This is a genomic window from Pontibacter amylolyticus (assembly GCF_014638845.1).
Classification (GTDB): Bacteria; Bacteroidota; Bacteroidia; order Cytophagales; family Hymenobacteraceae; genus Pontibacter; species Pontibacter amylolyticus.
The window spans coordinates 90,289-108,272 of sequence record NZ_BMFP01000009.1; the positions used below are offsets into that span (position 1 = coordinate 90,289).

Genomic DNA, 17,984 nt, shown 5'->3' on the forward strand with positions numbered 1-17,984 from the left:
AGGCACAAATTATTTTTTGATTGGCTTGTAAAAATAGAGTATCAGCAGGGGCAACAGCAAGAGGTCGGCCACCACGGCAAACACCAGCGTGAGGCTTACAAACACCCCCACGTAAAAGGTGGCATCAAAGGTAGACAGCACCAGCGTCAGGAAGCCGGCTATCAGGATACAGGAGGTGATGATGATGGCCTTGCCGGTCGAAATAAATGTACTTTTAATGGCATAAGGCAGTGACTTGCCTTTGCGCAGCTCCACTTTGAGTTTGCCAAGAAAGTGAATCGTGTCGTCCACGGCGATGCCAAAGGCGATGGTGAAGATGATGGAGATAGACACCGTCATGTTGATACCCAGAAAACCCATAATGCCCCCGATCATGAGCAGAGGGATGATGTTGGGCACGAGCGAAATCACCACCATCCTAAGGGAGCGGAAGATAAAGCCCACCAGAATCGCCACCACCAGGAAAGCGATCAGCAAGCCCTGCAGCATGTTGCTGACCACGTAATCGTTATTTTTATCGAGCATTACAGCACTGCCGGTGAGGCGTGTCTGTAATAATCCGGGGTTGATATGCTGGTCGATGAAGGCCTCCAGCGAGTCGTTTAACTCCGCCGCCCGCACGCTCCCCACGTCTTTCATTTTTCCGGCCAGTCTTCCTTCCTGCTGGTCAGCCGTCACAACCGCCCGTAGCTCGCTTCGTTTGCTGAAAGCAGCTAGCCGTCGCTGTATCTGTTGCATCTCCCGCTCGTTGGCGGGCAAGGTATAGTTGTCCGGCAGACCACCATTCTGGGCGCGATGAATAGAACGAACAACCGTGGCAGGAGAGGTGATGAAGTTCAGGCCGTATGTCTGGTAAAGGTAAGTCTCGAGCTGATCGATCTCCTGTAGCACCTCGAGATCGTACATGCTTTTTCCGGAGCCTGCCATCAGGTGCAGTTCAAATGGGCGCACCCCCGAAAACTTCTCCTCAAAGTACTGGAAGTCTTTGATGATGGGATCGTCGTCGCCCAGGTCTTCCAGCAGGGTCGTGTCGACTTTGATCATGCTGATGCCGATCAGGGAGACCAGCACCACGCCTATACTGGTATAGAGAATAGGGTATGGCTTACGTAATACGAAGGTATAGACGCGTCGCAACAGCATCGGCCAGGAAAAGTCTGTTCGACGCGCTGATCGGGGGTTTGGTCGTTTCGTCAGCAGCAAAATGGCTGGTAGCAAGGTGAAGGCCAGCACAAAAGCCAGCGCAATACCAATGGCTGTATACACCCCGAATTCTCGTATTGGCACAATGGAGGTAGTGAGCAGGGTCAGGAAACCTACGCTGGTGGTGAGGGATGTCATCAAGGTGGCCATGCCCACTTCCCTGACTGTGACCCGCAACGCCTGAATTTTAGTAGCCCCTTGCCCGATCTCGGTGATGTAGCGCGACATGATGTGAATGACGTCGGACATACCTACCACGAACATAATGGTCGGTAGCAGCACCGTCATCACATCGATCGGTTTGTTGAACAGCTCCATCACCCCGAGGCTCCAGAGCACGGACAGCAGCACTACCACCAAAGGCACCAGCACCCCCCAGACTGTACGGAAGGCGAGCCAAAGGAACAGGATAACCAACAGGATGGAGGCCGACATGAAGATGGCCAACTCTATCTTCATCTTCTCGATAAAGACCGACTGCGCCAGTACCTTGCCGGCTACATGGTGCTCTTGCAAACCCAGTCGCTCAATCTCACCATACATAGCAGCGATCAGAGAGTCGCCGGGCTCTTTTGCCAGATTGTCGCTGGTCTGCACGAAAAGAGAAACTGCCGAAGCATCCTCTGAAAACAGGGTGCCTACCAGCTCACGGCTTTGGTAGATCAGCGTGGAATCCTGGGTATAGCGTCCGGGCTCGTCGGGGTGCAGGTAGGGGATCTCGAAGTAACCAAATTGCTCAATGATGGGACTTTTGACGGTAGTGGGAGAGAGCACCGACTCCACGTGCGGCTGTTGCTGCATGAAGCGGGTCAGGGTGTCTACCTTCTGCAAAAAAGCCTGGTCGAACAGACTACCGGCATTTTCGAGGCCGATCAGCATATAATCATTGTCGTTGCCGAATTTGTCGCGGTAGCTGAAATAGTAGGCCAGATCCGGATCACCCTTCGGGAAGAAGTTGTCGAAGTTATAGTCGAAGCGCAAACGGGAGGCGTAGAACACGCTTAGTGCTGTCAGGATTGCAATGGCGGTCAGGACAAGTAAACTGTTGGTTTTGTGGCTCAAGGTATTAAAAAGTGAGAATGATCATTTTGCTGATTGCCTAGAACGTGTATATTTACTCACTCAACAAGAAAGGTTGATTTCTGTTTAAACATTCGATAACCAACGGATATGAAGAAACTAGTTTTAGCCCTGGCCCTGGCAGGTTTTGTAGGTGCCGGAATGGCCACACCAGCCCTAGCCTGCGAAGGCGGCGTATGCAAGATGGAGCACGCCGGTAAAGATGGCAAAAGCAAAAAATCCAAAAAAGGCGACAAAGCTGAGTCCTGCCACATGATGGCGGGAACCGCAACCGCAAAAGACGGGAAAGCAACTACCGCAGCCTCTGAAAAGTCCTGCTGTTCCAAAAAAGACACACCGAAAGCCGAAGCTGCCAAGGAAATAAAGAAATAGCCTCAGGCTTTCAGAACATAGTAGAAGGGGTTTTCAGATTTATCTGAAAACCCCTTCTTGTTTCAGGTATAGCCAGTGCAAGATCCGATGTGAGTGTCATTTCGACCATCGCGAGAAATCCGAACCATAAGCATCATACTAGATTTATTCAGATCTCTCAGTAGTGTTCTAGATGACAATTGGATTTACTTCACCAGCCCAACCCTGAACTTGCGGCCTTTTATTTTACCAGTAGTCAGTGCCTCCACAATTTCATTTGCCCGATCTGCAGGTATAGCCACATAGCTGGCTTTGTCCTGCACCTCGATGCGACCAATCTGGTCAGCTTTCAGGCCTGCGGCTGCAATCAGGGCGCCCACGATATCGCGTGGACTGAGTTTGTCTTTCCGGCCGGCGTTGATGTGGAGCGTGGCAAAGGCCTCTGTGGATTCTGGTTCAGCTTTCTCAACCCGTGAAGCGAGTTCAGCGGTGTTCAGCCATTCATCCATCCGTACCAAACCCCAGTCACGCAGCTTTTGCTCGTCGCGGGTGTTAGCGAAGGTATAGACTTCTCCACTTCGCCCGGCACGGCCTGTGCGACCGCTGCGGTGCAGGTAAGCGGCTTCGTCGTCTGGCAGTTCGTAATGGATGATGTTTTTGAGTGCGGCGATGTCGAGTCCGCGGGCGGCCAGGTCGGTGGCGACCAGCACCTGTGTGGTGGCATTGCGAAAGAGCGTCATGGCCTTATCCCGGTCCTGTTGCTCCATGCCGCCATGCAGGGAACGGGCCCCGAAGCCGTGCTTGGCCAGCATCGCCGCCACATCGTCGGAGGCGCCGCGGGTATTGCAGAACACGACCGTACCGGCTGGGTTGATGCTTTGCAAAAGGTGGAGCAAGGCCTGCTGCTTATCCGGCTGCGCCACTTTTATACCTGTCAGTCGCACCTGATCAGGTATAGCGTTGGGCGACACCTGCACAAACTGCGGATTTTTAAGCGAGTCTGCGATCAGCTGCTTCACTTCGTCGGGCATGGTGGCAGAGAAAAGAACGGCCTGTCGCTTATTAGGTATAGCTTCCAGTATCTGGTCAATCTCATCGGCAAAACCCATTTCAAGGAGCTTATCGGCTTCGTCGAGCACCAGCATGCGCACCTGACCAAAGTCAACGGTCTGGCGGTATAGGTGATCGGTCAGGCGACCGGGCGTACCTACCAGTACCTGCGGAGGGAAAGCCAACGATGCCCGCTCCTGCGAGAAGGAATGGCCTCCGTAAAAAGCGCTGATCTTGAGGTTATCGATCTTCTGGGCGAGTTGCTTCAGTTCATGGCGCACCTGCACGGCCAGTTCGCGGGTGGGCACCAGCACCAGCGCCTGTACAACCTGTTTGTTTGTGTCAATCTGTTGCAGTAGCGGCAAACCGAAGGCGGCAGTTTTTCCGCTGCCCGTCTCGGCCTGTCCGGCCACGTCCTGTCCTTTGAGTAGCGCAGGTATAGCGGCGAGCTGAATAGGAGTAGGGGTGTGAAAATCAAGCTCAGCAAGGCGCTCCAACAGCGCAGGGGAGAGTCCCAGTTGATCAAAAGAAGCCATAGGCATGCGTACGTGAAGCGCAAAGGTACGGATTTATACCTGCAACTTGTTTTTTATACCTTGCCTATACATCTCTCCTGCTTTTCAATTCATCTCTACAAGCCATACAATCTATAAACTACCAAACTAGTTAACCCTTAAGCTCTAATATATCCCTTCCACTATTTTTTCAGTATGAGGGGTATGGCAAATGATCACAAGCGGGTAAAAAAGCTTACTTACTGGCTATTGTTTCTGGTATTGCTGGTATTTGTATTGGTTGAAACCCGCGAGTTTCTTTATCCGATTGTCATGGCGATGCTTTTTGCCTACCTGCTATACCCTGTTGTAAAGCGCCTGGAGAAGTGGGGGATTCCACGCATACTCGCCACTTTCGTGACAATTATTATTTCTATGGCCCTTTTTGTCGGCTTGTTATTGCTGCTGTACAAACAACTGTCTGTTTTTCTGACCGATTTTCCGGAGCTAAAGGAGAAGGCACTAGCCAACATTGATATGCTGCAGGCACACATCGACCGGAAGTTTGGTGACGAGAGTCAGGCCAACGAGCGCTGGCTCCGCATGCAGGTGAGCAATGCGCTGGATCTGATCGGCAGCGCAATCAAAAACATCTTACTGGCCACTACCAGCACCATCACAAAGTTTGCGTTGATGCCGGTTTACATTTTCCTGATGCTGTATTATCGCAATAAGTTCGAGGGTTTTTTGTTCCGAGCGATGCCCTCCCACAAACATGGCAAAGTAAAGGTGATGATCGACGAAATTTCTAATGTCACGAAGCACTACATGGGTGGCGTCGTCATCGTTATTCTGATCCTGTGTTTTATCAACTCCGCCGGCCTACTCATCATTGGTGTGGAGTACGCGATTTTACTGGGCATCGTCTCCGCCTTCATCAATTTTATACCTTATTTCGGCACCCTTATCGGCGGAGCCGTTCCGCTGCTCTATACCTTAATTGTGCAGGGTGATCCACAGAAGACGGTTGCGGTGCTGCTTTTTTTTCTGGTGGTTCAGTTCACCGAAAACAACATCCTCACGCCAAATATCACCGGCAGTCGTGTCAACATCAATCCCCTTTTCACCATCCTCAGCATTATAGTGGGGGGCATGCTGTGGGGTTTGCCGGGCATGTTTGTCGCGGTGCCCATTATGGGCATGTTCAAAATCTACTTTGACAATAGTCCGGAGTTGCAGGCCTACGCATTCATGCTCGGTACGGAAGGCACCGAAGAACATGCGCTCACAGTAGATAAAATCCTACGTTTTCTGCGTGTCAGGAAATAAAAATCGAAATCCGAAGCCTTTATTTGATAATTGAAAATAACCCAAACATTGCAGGTGCAGACAGGTTACTTTAGTGGATTTCCGGCATTAACCCAAGAGATATAGCCCGTCATTTTTTAAGTCACAGCACATGCAACTCTTTCACGTTTTAGGGCGTCTTCTCTATAGTCCTGTCACCCAACGAAATTAAACTCAGCCATCGGATTGTCTACCTCCATCATCACCGCCTTTTTCAAACGCCGCATTATACAGCCCGTGCTCAACCTGCTTAGGCAGGGCATGACGCCGCACAAGCTGGCTGTTACGGTTGCGCTCGGCACGGTGGTCGGTATACTGCCTGCACTGGGCGTCACGACGGTGATGGGAACCGCGCTGGCGGCCCGCTTCAGACTGAACATCGCAGCCACGGTGCTGGTGAGTTACCTGGTGCATCCGCTGCAACTGCTGCTGATCATACCTTTTATCAAAGCGGGCATCTTCATGTTTGGGCTCGAAGAGCTGAAACTAAGCCTTGACGAGATGATTGCCATGTTCAGGCTGGACTGGCTCGCGGCGCTCAACAAGCTTTGGGTGGCCAACCTGGCTGCCGTCTCGGCCTGGGCCATCCTGGCTTTGCCTGTTGGAGGGCTGCTATACCTAGCCCTACTTCCTGTATTAAAACGGGTTCTGCCAAAGCCGGCAGTGGTTACCAAATCTATACCTGTCGACTCTATACCTGAGGTGACTGTACCGGTCATACCTATACCTGAAACCGAAGTGCAGGCTCACGTATAAGTTATAGCGCTTATACCTGAGACCTGTAAAACAAGAAAGCCAGCTCCTTAACGAAGCTGGCTTTCTTTTATACTTTATACCGATCAGGCTGACTCCAGGATCTGGAACAGTTCGTCCAGCTTAGGCGTGAGGATGATCTCGGTACGGCGGTTTTTCTGACGGGCCTCTTTTGTTTTGGCATTGTCAAGCGGCACGTACAGGCTGCGACCGGAAGGGGTTACGCGGTCAGGCTGCACCCCGGATTGCGTCAGGATGCGGGTGATCTCGGTGGCGCGGAGCACGCTCAGGTCCCAGTTGTCCTGCATGCCCACGGTGCCACGGGCGATCGGCACATCATCCGTATGGCCTTCCACCACTACGTTCACATCCTGCTGCTCTTTGAGTACGGCGGCCAGTTTCTTAAGCGCCTCCACACCTTTCGGGTCCACTTTGGTAGAGCCGGAGTTGAACAGCAATTGCTCGGCCAGCGACACGTATACCTTGCCATTGCGGATGTTCACGGTCAGGTCTTTGTCGTTGAAGCCAAGCAGGGCATTGCTCACTTTAGAGCGCAGGGCGTTCACCGCTTTGTCTTTTTCGTCGAGAATGCGCTGCAGTTCGGCCAGGCGCTGCTCGCGGGCTTTGAGGTCGGCGTTCAGCTTGTCGATCTGCGACTTGCTCATGTTGAGGTTATCGCCCAGTGCCTTGCCCTCTTTCAGGGCCTGCTGCAGGCTTTGCTGGTACTCGGCCTTCTGTTTTTCCAATTCGGCGCGTTCCTGCTCGAGTTGGGCCTTCTCTTTTTCAAGGGACGACTTTTGCTGCTCCAGGTCAGATTTGTCCAGTTCCAGGGCATTTTTGCGCGTCATCAGGTCATCGTATTTCTTTTTGGAAACAACGCAGGATGATAGCGAAAGACTCCCGACCAAAAGGAAGAGGGAAGCTCTGTAGAAATTCTTTTTCATATCAATCGTTAAGGTTGGATGGTACGTAAGTGTGGTCCTTTGTTTAGTTAGCTGGCGCAGGAGCTTCGGTTTCGAGGCGGAACATACCCTTCGGGTCGGGCATGCGGGCCATTAGGTCTGACAGGAAATTATAATCCAGCGACATGATATTGAGGTCACGGCCGCGGTGGAGGTAATCCCAGGCTTCGGCGTACTTCTTGTTGTGGAAGTGCACCTGCGCTAAATTGGCCATTGCAAAGGCATTGTTCGGATCCGCCTTCAATGAGCGGTCGAGGAGGGCGGCGGCCTGCTTCAGGTTCTTCTTCTTTTTGTCTGCGATATACTGTTGCAGATAAGCAGAGCCTATATCAGAAAGCAGGAAAGAATTATTCGGCTGGTATTTCAATGCGCGGTCAAACATCCCGATCGCATCGCCCACATTGCCTCTGTTGTACTCCGCCACCCCGAAAGCCCAGTAGGTGTTGTAGTTGTCCGGATTGAGGAGCCACGCCAGGTTGAAGCGGTACACAGCCGTGTCTACCTGCCCTTCGTTCATAAACTCCCAGCCGCGTTCCATAAAAAAGTTGCTGGCCTCCGTGCGGCTTTCAAAGCTCTTGTCGCAACTGGTCAGGAATTTTTCATCGGCTTTCTGCTCCGCATCTGTTTTGGCTACCTGCCCAAACATGGGGCGCACTTTAGGGGGTAATTCAGGTTGCTGCTCCTGTGCAAAGGACATGGAGGCGCCCAGTAAAATAGTGGCCGCAGCCAGGAAAATTCTTTTCATGTGTGATGGTATCAGCTAGGTATGGAAATCCTTCCTGGTTTAAATTTACACCACCTGTCTTGAAATTACAAATGCCGTCCTGTCATTTACCTGTATTTCCCGGCCGGGTCCTGCTGCTTCTCCAGCAGGGCGGCAATGAACGCGGCGTCGGCTATACCTTTGTCTTTGCTGATACTTTTGTGCAGATAACTCCATGCCTTGCCGTATTCCTGCAGATAATAGTAGCTGATGGCTAACTTGTAATATGCGTCCGCAGCGTCGGGGGAGTAGCGCACGGCACTTTCGAGCAGTTTGCGGCTCTGCACCAGGTCTTCGGGGTTGCTTTCGGCATAGAAGCGGCCGAGGTGACTGGTGGCCAGGTCGGTGATCAGCCTCGGGTTGTGCTGTTCCTTCTCCAGCGCGTGATAGAGGGCAAACAGCGCTTTGTCGTAGGCCTTCTGCTGTCCGTACACCAGTCCATAGCCCCAGTATACCTCATTGTTGGTGCTGTCCATCAGCCAGGCCCGCCCGAAAAACTGGCTGGCCGAGTCCAGCTTCTGTTCATTGAAGGTACGTTTTGCCTGCAGGACATAGTAGGCAGAAGCCGCCTTGCGGGTTTTAAAGCGTTTTGCATCGGTGTCAAGCGCCTTCTTTTGCCTTTGCTTTTCCGCAGCTGTTAATGTTTTTTTTGCTGGGATGACATCGGCCATGGTAAGTTCTGGTCTTGGAGACTCTCTGTTTTCGGTGATGGCGTTCTGGGAGGTACAGGCGGCCATCGAGCCTGCTATCATTAATCCAAAAGCAATAAGGGTACTTCGCATGCGTAACGCGGGTTGATTCTGGCTTCAAACGACGCATGTTTTGAAATAGTGCCTATCCCAAAGCCATCTGGTGGAGATTGGATTAATTATCCAGTTTCTCAAAGGTATAGCCCTATTCAATATCGGGTGTTCGCTGACAAGTTATACCTACGCAGGGTAAGGGATAAAAATATCACGCAACTTGTCGTATAATTTACGACAATGTTCGTATATTTGATAAAAGGAAATGAATATGGGAAAGGCACTAAAAATTAACGGCGGCATAAACTTTAGTCTGTTAGACGACAGGGACGTTTTTATGCTGATCACGACCGTTAGGGAAGGCATAAAATATGCCACCTTCCAGAATATCGCCAACAAGATTCCTTTCAGTCTGGGCGAATGGTCGGAGTTTCTGCACTTGTCAGAGCGTACGTTTCAGCGCTATAAAAAAGAGCAGCGCAAGTTCGATCCGCTGCATTCCGAGAAAATCCTGGAGATCACCCTGGTCTATAACAAAGGGGTAGAAGTATTTGGCGAAAAAGAAGACTTTGATGCCTGGCTGGAGGCCAAAAACGTGGCCCTGGGAGGTATACGCCCAAAAGAACTGCTCGACAGCACCTTCGGCATTGGTCTGCTGCGCGACGAACTGACCCGCATTGAACACGGCGTGCTCGCATGATCGTATACCGTCTCAGTAGAAAACTGTATTGCAATGACCTGTCTGGCAAAGGCGCCGAATTGGCGGGCGGCCGCTGGAACAGCAAAGGCACCGCCGTACTCTACACCAGCGAATCCATTGCGCTGTGCACCGTGGAAATAGCCGTGCACATGCCGCTGGGTATTGTTCCCAAAGACTACTACCTCGTTACCATCGAACTTCCGGATGATGCCCCCATCGGAGAGGTCCAGGAAAAAGACCTGGTCTCGTCCTGGAAATCATTTCCGCACAGCAGCGTCACCCAAAAGGTCGGGGACAGCTACGTTAGGGACGGGGTATACCTGATCTTGAAAGTACCCTCCGCTACCGTACAGGGTACGTTCAACTACCTGGTTAACCCAAGACACCCAGACTTCAACAAGGTGCGCATCCTCAAAACGGAGCCCTTTGTGTTTGACAAGCGCCTGTTTATCAAATAACCCGCTTTTAATGCAGTTCGTAGGTGGTGCCCATTTGAGCAATGATGCAGCCCCAGCCCAGCGTGTCCGTTATCTTCAAGCGGAGGGCCTCCAGCGCCTGGGCTTCGCCATGGTTCAGAAACACCTGCTGCGGCGCCTTCTTGAAATGGCTGAGCCACCACAGCAGATCGGCCTGGTCGCCGTGCGCAGAAAGGGAGGAGATTTGCTGTATCTCGGCCTGCACCGGGTAATAATTGCCCTGCATCTTGATCTCGCTGGCGCCGCTGAGCAGCAAACTGCCCCTGGTACCCGGCGCCTGAAATCCCACCAGCAGCACGGTGTTCTTCGAGTCGCCAATCAGGCGTTGCAGATAGTAAAGCACCCGACCACCCGTTACCATGCCACTGCCTGCAATCACGACCTTCGGACCGGGTTTGTCCAGCACTCTAAGTGTCTGGTTAAAATCACGTATCACATGCACATTGTTCATCATGGTGCGGCACTCGACATCGCTCAGACTGTGCCAGTCGCGGTGGTGCAGGTATAGCTCCGTCACATCAATGCCCATGGGCGTGTCGAGGTAAATGGGAATGTTGGGTATGCTGCGTTCTTCACGCAGGGTGTTCAGTATCAGCAGCAGTTCCTGCGCCCGCTCCACCGCAAAACTCGGGATCACCAGCACGCCGCCTTTGGCCAGGGTGTGCTTCACATAGGCCTGCAACTCATCGTAAGGCGAAGCCTGTTCATGCAGTCTGTCCCCGTAAGTTGACTCCAGCACCAGGTAGTCGGCCTCTCGCACAAAAGCGGGCGGCTCCATCAGCAGCGGTTTGCGCCGCCCGATATCACCGGAAAACACGATGGTGCGGCCTTTGCATTTCAACTCCACAAAAGCAGAGCCCAGGATATGGCCACTTTTCCGGAAGCAGAATTTCATATCCTCATTGATGATCACCCACTCGTTGTCATCATGCGTTTCAAAGAGCGGCATGGTCAGGTCTACGTCCCCGGCGGTATACAGCGGCTTGGCCGGGTGATGCCTGGAGTAACCTCCCCGGTTGGCTTCCGCGGCATCTTCCTCCTGTATCTTGGCACTGTCGCGCAGAATGATCTCTGTTACATCGCGGGTGGGCGTAGTGGCGTAGATGGGACCGTTATAGCCGTTTTGCGTGAGCACGGGCAGATAGCCGCAATGATCAAGGTGACCGTGCGTCAGGATAACAGCATCCAGCTGCTCTACATCCAAGGGCAGTTTCTGCCAGTTGAGCAGGCGCAGTTGCTTTAGTCCCTGGAACAGACCACAGTCGATCAGCAACTGGTGCTTATCTGTTTTGAGCAGTATTTTGGAACCGGTTACGGTGCCGGCTCCGCCCAGGAAAGTCAGTGTGAATGGAGGAATATCTTGTTGCATCTTTTAGAAGGCTAGTGGGTACGCACAAGTTATACAATACTGATATGTTGTATAATGATAAATGTTTCTTTTTCACAATTAAATTAGGGTAGCCTTCCTGTTTGATGCTTAACAGTAAATTAAAAGAAGCAGCCTGGCAGCTCCACCGCTTTTGCCATATCTTTGCGCCATGAAACAGATCTTCTTTTTGCTGGTCTGCCTGCTCTGGCAAGGACTGGCATTCGCACAAGTAGACACGGTGCAGCGCGTCATCTCTGACAGGTATAACAGCCCGGCGCAACAGGAAAAACCTTATGTGATCCTGATCTCAGCCGACGGATTCCGCTACGATTACGCCGATAAGTATGACGCTCAATTCCTGAAATCCATGCGGGCGCAAGGTATAGAGGCGGAGTCGATGCTGCCGGCCTTTCCTTCCAAAACATTCCCGAACCATTACTCCATCGTGACGGGCCTTTACCCGGCCAGTCATGGCCTGATCAACAATTACTTCTATGACCCGCAACGCAAAGAGCACTACACGATGCGCGACCGCAGCAAAGTGGAAGACGGCAGCTGGTATGGCGGCACACCGCTTTGGGTGCTGGCTGAGCAGCAGCAAATGGTAGCAGCCAGCTTTTTCTGGGTAGGCTCCGAGGCACCGATTCAAGGTATACTGCCTACTTACCATTACCAGTACAGCGAGGTGATGCCGATCGAGCGCCGCATCCAGACGGTAGTAGACTGGTTGAATCTGCCGGCAGAGAAGCGCCCGCACCTGATCACGTTTTACCTGCCTGAAGTAGACCATGCCGGACACCGCCACGGACCAGATGCGCCACAAACCAAACAAGCGGTTCTGGACCTGGACAAGCACATGCAGATACTGACGGCGGCTGTTGCCAAAACAGGCCTGCCCGTAAACTACGTGTTCGTGTCGGATCACGGCATGCTTGGAGTTGATACGAAGAATACGCTGCCCATGCCAGCCGCCATTGATACGGCTAAGTTTATGGTATCCGGGGGAGGTATGGTAGTAGAGTTGCATGCTAAGGATAAGAAAGCCATCAAGCCTACCTACCGCAAACTGAAGAAGGAAGCGAAGGAGTACCAGGTATACACGCGAAAAAAGATGCCCAAACACCTGCATTATGGCGCCAAAGACGACAAGTACGGTCGCGTGGGCGACATCCTGCTGCTGTCAGACGCCCCAAAGGTGTTCCATTTTTCATCCCGTCCGCCAGCACCTGGCCAGCACGGGTACGACGCCACCAAGGTGAAAGAAATGCACGCCGTCTTTTATGCCTGGGGACCAGCCTTCAAACAGGGGGTGAAAGTCGACACCTTCGAGAACGTAGACGTCTATCCGCTGATTGCCGAGATTCTAGGATTGCCTTATACCCATAAAATTGATGGCAGCAGACACCTGATCGAAAAAGCACTGCAGTAATCAAATATACTTAAAGCACGCAAAAAACCCGTTTCTGTTCAGGAAACGGGCTTTTATATTTATCTGTGAAGGACGTATTTTACATATTGCCTCGTCCGGGCAGGTAAATTTGAAAACCAACCCCAACCGAAAGTCCGGAGGTGCCGGTGTCGACCGTGATATCGGCGCTGGTACGGGTATAGTTGAGTGTGGCTTCCAAGGCAATGTTTCGGGCAACGAAGTGCGCGTAGCCTGCCCGTAATCCTAATACAGAACCGAAAATACGGTCGCCGTCGCTGTCTTTCAATGAGCTGCCGGCAAAACCTGCCAGGGCTTCACCGAACCAGCGGCTGTTAGGAGAGGCTCCTTCCGGAAAATAATAGCGTGCAAATGGTGTTAAACCATAACTGAAGTTTTCACCGCCATCATAAAACGTAAGGCCAAGTTGAGCCTGCGCCCCAAGCACGGCATTGTCACTGATAAAGTAACCTGCTCTAGGCTCCAGGATAAACTGGAAAGTTTCCGATTTAAAATTATAGCCAAGTGAGCCCACACTGGCACCCACCAGCCAGTTTCCTTGCCTTACAGATTCATTGGCCACATCAGCCGAAGTTTGGGGTTTTTCAACATTTAATTCGGTGTCCTGCGCCAGCAGCTTGCCAGTTGAAAACAAGGCGCATAATGTAAATAGTATGTAAAATCTTTTCATAGGAGTAGTATTAAAAATCAGTAATTAATTGTACCTAAATTATTAAAGTATAAACATTAATAATAACGCAACTCCATGAGTTTTGTTTAAATCACCTTATATACAGATAGTTACATGTAATTAAAACCTATGATCGGAATTGATGTAAATTGGACTCAATTCTTGATCCGTAGTGAAAATCACTAACTATCCAGTTAATGTCAGCATGAAAAAGGCTAAGGAAAAGCGAGGGGCGATTCAAAAGATTATGACAAGCAAAAGGGGCAGACGATACTACTATCGCCTGCCCCTTATTTTATTGGGTTACATAATCAGAGAGTAAACCTTCATAGATCCAGTTTGCGAGCGCCTGCCGGTTGTCTGATATGACAAAGCGACGCTGGTCCTTTACGTTGCGAATATTGCCCAGCTCGATGAAGACGGTAGGCGGGTGACTATACTTAATGACATAGAGGCTGCTGCGTTGCGTTACATTGCCGGAGTAGTCGCGGTTGGGCTGGTAGCGCCTGTACTTGTTCGTGAACGTCTGGTGAATGCTCTTGGCCAGTTGCTCACCGTCTTTGCTGTTTTCGTGATGGTAGAAGAACACATCGATGTTCTGGCTCTCGCTGCGGCTGTCGACGTGGATGGCCAGCATGCGCTGGTAGGCCCCTTTGTGCTTCAGATATAGGCCGTTCACCGCCTCGGTGCGCTGGCGAAGGCGAGCGCTGTGGTTGAGCGGAATCGGTCTGTTAGGGTAAACCACCTCGTTACGATCCATTTTCAGAATTCCCTCGTCCCGTATACCGTTATCGGGGTCCTGCACGATCATGTATACGGTAGCGCCGTGCTCCATCAGCACGCGGGCCAGACGGATGGTCACATCGTAGGCGTATTCATCTTCGGCCAGGTCGTGGTTGCCATACTTGCCCACAGCGCCCGGGTCAGGTCCGCCATGGCCGGAGCTTAGGTAGTAGACAGCGCCCTGTAGCTTAGCTGATTTTACTTCCACACGGGAATATTTTTCACCAAACAGCGGCATCTCGAGCACGCGGGCGGCCACTTTGGCAGGACCAGCGGTTACATCGCTACGCGTTTTACTTTCCACAGGAGCAACCCGGGTATTGTCAGTGGCGACGGTGGTGTTCTCTGCTAAAGATGCACCCTCAGGCAAGGTATAAGTTTTGCCCACGATCAGGCCATTGTCTTTTCCGAAGCGGTCCTTGTTAATCTCCACGAACTTCTGAAGATGCTCCGGAGGATTAAGGCCGTGCCGCCGCAGCAAGGTATAGATTCCGTCGCCGGGCATAGCAACAACTTCCAGGAGGGAGCTTTGCCCAAACGCAGCAAAAGATGAAAGCGCAAGAAGAAGGGTGAGAATAGAGGTACGCAATGCAATAAGGTTTACCGGCATATTTTGTATTTCCGATATTACTAAAAATGATTGAAGGATAAAAACTATTTTAAGGAGCGAAGTTACCCATACTAATTTTTCAGCTCCTGAGTTTGTTTTTTAACGGGGTGTATCTGAAAATATTTCCTGTTTTTTTCCTCCTGAAAAGCCAAAGCAGGCTAAGTGATTCGGTATAAACCGGTTGCGGTGAAAGCTTGCTTTAGTAATTTGATGCGGGATTTTTGTTGGCCCAACATGAAGCCTCCGCTGAAACTTAAGTACATCCTACACTATCATAAGTAAATTAACAGGTGCTGGTATCAGATGTATACCAGGCCCAATGCTCTTCTGTCATTCCAACTAAGGCCGCTCCTGCCTTCCTCCTGCGGGTAGAGGGTCATCACCGGGTCGGATTGCCATACTTGCTGGCTGTCGATGTCCATGATGGAAAGACGCCCCGTATAGCCCGCACCGGTATCCAGCAGGATCAGGTTATCCATTCGTAGGGGAGTTGTCTGTTTTTTATCCAGCAGAATGGTGGGCGTATGACCGATGTAGACTTCTTTGTAGCCGTTAATGTGAAACGGTTTTCCTTTCTGGTAGCTGCGGTAATGATTCTCGATGAAGTCCCGGCTCCAGATGAGGGTAAATACATCAGTTTCAGTCAAAGGTTTACTGGTGTCGAAGCCAGCGTGCACGAACAGCAGGTTATCGTCCGTAACCAGGTATAGCTTTGCCTGCTGCAGCAGTTCCAAGTGCTCCGGCGGCATGGACTTACTTTCTCCATAAGAAGCCACGGTAGCAGCACCTCCTTGCCGAAGCCAGCTTTTTAGTTCGGCTTCCTGTGTGAGTTGGCCAGTATAGTATTTTAAGGCCCACTGGTCGTGGTTGCCGAGCAGGTATACCAGGTGCTTTAGTTTCAGCAGCAGGTCTATACTCTCTTTTGTTTCCGACCACCCATCCACCACATCTCCCAGAAAGATCAGCTGATCCTTTCCTTTGTCGAACCCACACCGCTCCAGGCACTGCACCAGTGCTTTGTACCCACCGTGGCTATCGGATATGACAAACCTTTTCATAACATACGTGAAAGGTAACATGTATTAATAGCTGATCTTACTTAGGTTGATACGTTTTTGCCTGGTACTATAGCGCCTTTAATCCGTCAGGTGTAAGAAAAAGCCATTCCAGCCAGGTGTTTAAGCATGTCAGTTGTTTTCCTTAGTGTTTAACCTTTCACCGCCCAGCCAGCAGCTGCACATTTTAACAAAAGTAAAGCCTCTCTATACACATCTCCGTACAATTAGGTATAAGAATTATTAAAATTTATAATTATGGAGATTACAGCGGCGATTACGAAAAAGAAGGGTGGGGAATTTGTGCTTGAAAAAGTCGAGCTGGATGAACCACGAAGCAATGAAGTACTGGTAAAAGTAGTGGCAACCGGCATGTGCCACACCGACATGGCTGTACGCGACCAGCAAATGCCAACGCCTTTGCCCGTGGTGCTGGGGCATGAAGGCGCAGGTATAGTCGAAGCAGTGGGAGAGGATGTTACCAAAGTGAAACCCGGTGACCGTGTAGTAATGTCCTTCGGCTCGTGCGGTCATTGCCCGAACTGCCAGAAAGGCTTTCCCGCCTACTGTTACTATATCTTGCCCCTAAATTTCGGAGGCAGCCGGCTCGACGGCTCACACAGCCTGCACCAGAACGGAAAAGCCCTGAGCAGCAATTTTTTCTCGCAATCCTCTTTCGGCACTTATGCGCTGGCCACTGAACGAAATGTGGTGAAAGTGCCTAATGATGTTCCATTGGAGATCCTCGGTCCTTTGGGATGCGGCATTCAGACAGGCGCGGGCGCTGTCATGAATAATCTGAACCCGGATGCCGGATCAAGTATAGCCATTTTCGGGACCGGAGCCGTGGGTTTGTCTGCCATTATGGCTGCCAACGTGGTCGGTTGCACCACCATCATTGCTGTGGACATAAACCAGGAGCGGCTGGAGTTCTCCAAGCAGTGCGGTGCCACGCACACCATCAACAGCAAAGACCAGGACCTGGGTAAAACTCTGGCTCAAATTATGGAGAATGGGGTAGAGTTCGCTTTCGACACCACCGGCAACATCCAGGTAATAGTGAGTGCGCTCGAATCGCTGGCTTCAAAAGGTGTGTGCGGCATTGTGGGGGTAACGCCGCCTGATAAATTCGTGCAACTCGACCCCAACCTCCTGGTTGGGAAAGGGCTTACGCTACGAGGCATCACGGAAGGAGACAGCATTCCGGACATCTTCATCCCGCGTCTGATTGCACTCTACCAGCAAGGCAAGTTCCCGTTCGACAAATTGATCAAGGTATATCCTTTCGACCAGATAAACCAAGCGGTGGAAGATTCTGAAAAAGGCGTTACAGTGAAGCCCGTCATTAAAATCGGAGATCAGTAAAGCAAGGCGCTATACCTGAGCAAAGCAGATGACTGAGCCTTCGACAAAGTAGATTTAGCCAAGCTTTACTGTACCCGGTAATTGACTAGCTCATAGCGCCGCATCAGCTTGTCGGAGTCGGCGTAGTACCAGTCCGTCCGGATCATGCCAATTTCAGGAGTCACGTATTCTTTCACCCACGTAGTGCTCAGAGCGGAGGATGCTTTTTGTTCGGTTTGCCTTTCAAAGCTGAACTCAATCGCCTGGCTCGCGTGAGATGAATTAGGCACCTCCACCAGGCCCGGCGCTCTTCTGTGGTAAATCCATAAGGTATAGTTCGGGTATTGATACCCGTATGCTATACCGGACATTTCTGGACTAGGGTACGTGATATACTGCTCTCTGGCATCCTTTCGATAGTGCACATAGCCGTCTTTGTCATTCCGAACAATCATGCCGTTATTTAGTATGTACCAGGTGGTTTTATGGATCAATGTGTCTTTTACCACCTGTCGTCTGAACGAGCTGGTTGACAAGACTTTGCCATCCGAAGTATACTCGATGACATCATACACCCATTCATTGCCAACCTGCAGCGGAATGACGGCTTCTACAGGTTCTATTACTTCTTCTTTATCACAAGAAAACAGGAACAGTAATAAACAGAAGAGGGCGTTGGCTCTGAATAAATGCTTTCGTTTCATGGGCTTTCTTTTAAATGCATGATACCCATAATCGCCGAAACGTTGCACGTTCCATTAAATAATATTGTAAAATTTAGATA

17 protein-coding genes are annotated in these 17,984 nt (G+C 51.1%); 7 read left to right on the forward strand and 10 right to left on the reverse strand.

Annotated elements, in window-relative coordinates:
• Nucleotides 1-9 precede the first annotated feature (9 nt).
• Nucleotides 10-2,265, reverse strand: coding sequence for an efflux RND transporter permease subunit (locus IEV97_RS18895; RefSeq protein ID WP_188503053.1), 2,256 nt, complete (start codon nucleotides 2,263-2,265; stop codon nucleotides 10-12).
• 108 nt (nucleotides 2,266-2,373) lie between these two features.
• Between IEV97_RS18895 and IEV97_RS18900 the strand changes: the two genes are divergently transcribed.
• The gene (locus IEV97_RS18900; RefSeq protein WP_188503054.1) at nucleotides 2,374-2,655 is read left to right on the forward strand and encodes a hypothetical protein; all 282 of its coding nucleotides are present in this window, start codon (nucleotides 2,374-2,376) and stop codon (nucleotides 2,653-2,655) included.
• Nucleotides 2,656-2,840: 185 nt separating this feature from the next.
• Here the strand turns inward: IEV97_RS18900 and IEV97_RS18905 are convergent, their stop codons facing one another.
• Nucleotides 2,841-4,220, reverse strand: coding sequence for a DEAD/DEAH box helicase (locus tag IEV97_RS18905; protein WP_188503055.1), 1,380 nt, complete (start codon nucleotides 4,218-4,220; stop codon nucleotides 2,841-2,843).
• A gap of 183 nt (nucleotides 4,221-4,403) precedes the next feature.
• On the opposite strand from IEV97_RS18905, the gene IEV97_RS18910 reads away from it, so the two are divergent.
• Entirely contained in the window at nucleotides 4,404-5,507 is a 1,104-nt protein-coding gene (locus IEV97_RS18910; RefSeq protein ID WP_188503056.1) for an AI-2E family transporter, read from the forward strand.
• Between the two features lie 204 nt (nucleotides 5,508-5,711).
• Nucleotides 5,712-6,281 carry a DUF2062 domain-containing protein gene (locus IEV97_RS18915; RefSeq protein ID WP_188503057.1) on the forward strand — a complete coding sequence of 190 codons (570 nt, stop codon included), beginning with the start codon at nucleotides 5,712-5,714 and terminating at the stop codon, nucleotides 6,279-6,281.
• Between the two features lie 83 nt (nucleotides 6,282-6,364).
• Here IEV97_RS18915 and IEV97_RS18920 read toward each other — a convergent pair whose 3' ends face one another.
• From IEV97_RS18920 to IEV97_RS18930, 3 genes are all read right to left on the reverse strand, one after another.
• Nucleotides 6,365-7,222: an OmpA/MotB family protein gene (locus IEV97_RS18920; protein ID WP_188503058.1), complete on the reverse strand. Its 858-nt coding sequence runs from the start codon at nucleotides 7,220-7,222 to the stop codon at nucleotides 6,365-6,367.
• Nucleotides 7,223-7,265: 43 nt separating this feature from the next.
• Nucleotides 7,266-7,985, reverse strand: a complete 720-nt coding sequence (locus tag IEV97_RS18925) for a tetratricopeptide repeat protein (RefSeq protein WP_188503059.1) — start codon at nucleotides 7,983-7,985, stop codon at nucleotides 7,266-7,268.
• Between the two features lie 86 nt (nucleotides 7,986-8,071).
• Nucleotides 8,072-8,785 carry a tetratricopeptide repeat protein gene (locus tag IEV97_RS18930; RefSeq protein ID WP_188503060.1) on the reverse strand — a complete coding sequence of 238 codons (714 nt, stop codon included), beginning with the start codon at nucleotides 8,783-8,785 and terminating at the stop codon, nucleotides 8,072-8,074.
• A gap of 232 nt (nucleotides 8,786-9,017) precedes the next feature.
• Between IEV97_RS18930 and IEV97_RS18935 the strand changes: the two genes are divergently transcribed.
• Together IEV97_RS18935 and IEV97_RS18940 are read left to right on the forward strand one after the other, a co-directional pair.
• Nucleotides 9,018-9,446: an Xre family toxin-antitoxin system antitoxin gene (locus IEV97_RS18935; protein ID WP_188503061.1), complete on the forward strand. Its 429-nt coding sequence runs from the start codon at nucleotides 9,018-9,020 to the stop codon at nucleotides 9,444-9,446.
• Entirely contained in the window at nucleotides 9,443-9,904 is a 462-nt protein-coding gene (locus tag IEV97_RS18940; protein WP_188503062.1) for an RES family NAD+ phosphorylase, read from the forward strand. Before IEV97_RS18935 ends, IEV97_RS18940 begins: the two co-directional genes overlap by 4 nt.
• A gap of 7 nt (nucleotides 9,905-9,911) precedes the next feature.
• Here the strand turns inward: IEV97_RS18940 and IEV97_RS18945 are convergent, their stop codons facing one another.
• Nucleotides 9,912-11,291: an MBL fold metallo-hydrolase RNA specificity domain-containing protein gene (locus IEV97_RS18945; RefSeq protein ID WP_188503063.1), complete on the reverse strand. Its 1,380-nt coding sequence runs from the start codon at nucleotides 11,289-11,291 to the stop codon at nucleotides 9,912-9,914.
• A 169-nt stretch (nucleotides 11,292-11,460) separates the two neighbouring features.
• Between IEV97_RS18945 and IEV97_RS18950 the strand changes: the two genes are divergently transcribed.
• Nucleotides 11,461-12,720 carry an alkaline phosphatase family protein gene (locus IEV97_RS18950; RefSeq protein WP_188503064.1) on the forward strand — a complete coding sequence of 420 codons (1,260 nt, stop codon included), beginning with the start codon at nucleotides 11,461-11,463 and terminating at the stop codon, nucleotides 12,718-12,720.
• Nucleotides 12,721-12,799: 79 nt separating this feature from the next.
• On the opposite strand, the gene IEV97_RS18955 is transcribed toward IEV97_RS18950, so the two are convergent.
• The 3 genes from IEV97_RS18955 to IEV97_RS18965 all read right to left on the reverse strand — a co-directional run bounded on the left by IEV97_RS18955 (nucleotide 12,800) and on the right by IEV97_RS18965 (nucleotide 15,859).
• Nucleotides 12,800-13,408 (reverse strand): hypothetical protein, encoded by a 609-nt coding sequence (locus IEV97_RS18955; protein ID WP_188503065.1) that lies wholly within the window; start codon nucleotides 13,406-13,408, stop codon nucleotides 12,800-12,802.
• Between the two features lie 295 nt (nucleotides 13,409-13,703).
• Nucleotides 13,704-14,801: an N-acetylmuramoyl-L-alanine amidase family protein gene (locus IEV97_RS18960; protein WP_188503066.1), complete on the reverse strand. Its 1,098-nt coding sequence runs from the start codon at nucleotides 14,799-14,801 to the stop codon at nucleotides 13,704-13,706.
• A gap of 299 nt (nucleotides 14,802-15,100) precedes the next feature.
• Nucleotides 15,101-15,859 (reverse strand): metallophosphoesterase family protein, encoded by a 759-nt coding sequence (locus IEV97_RS18965; protein ID WP_188503067.1) that lies wholly within the window; start codon nucleotides 15,857-15,859, stop codon nucleotides 15,101-15,103.
• Nucleotides 15,860-16,114: 255 nt separating this feature from the next.
• Here IEV97_RS18965 and IEV97_RS18970 point away from each other — a divergent pair, with 255 nt between their 5' ends.
• Nucleotides 16,115-17,221 (forward strand): NAD(P)-dependent alcohol dehydrogenase, encoded by a 1,107-nt coding sequence (locus IEV97_RS18970; RefSeq protein ID WP_188503068.1) that lies wholly within the window; start codon nucleotides 16,115-16,117, stop codon nucleotides 17,219-17,221.
• Between the two features lie 65 nt (nucleotides 17,222-17,286).
• Here the strand turns inward: IEV97_RS18970 and IEV97_RS18975 are convergent, their stop codons facing one another.
• On the reverse strand, nucleotides 17,287-17,904 hold the full coding sequence (locus IEV97_RS18975) for a hypothetical protein (RefSeq protein WP_188503069.1): 618 nt from the start codon (nucleotides 17,902-17,904) through the stop codon (nucleotides 17,287-17,289).
• Between the last annotated feature and the right edge of the window lie 80 nt (nucleotides 17,905-17,984).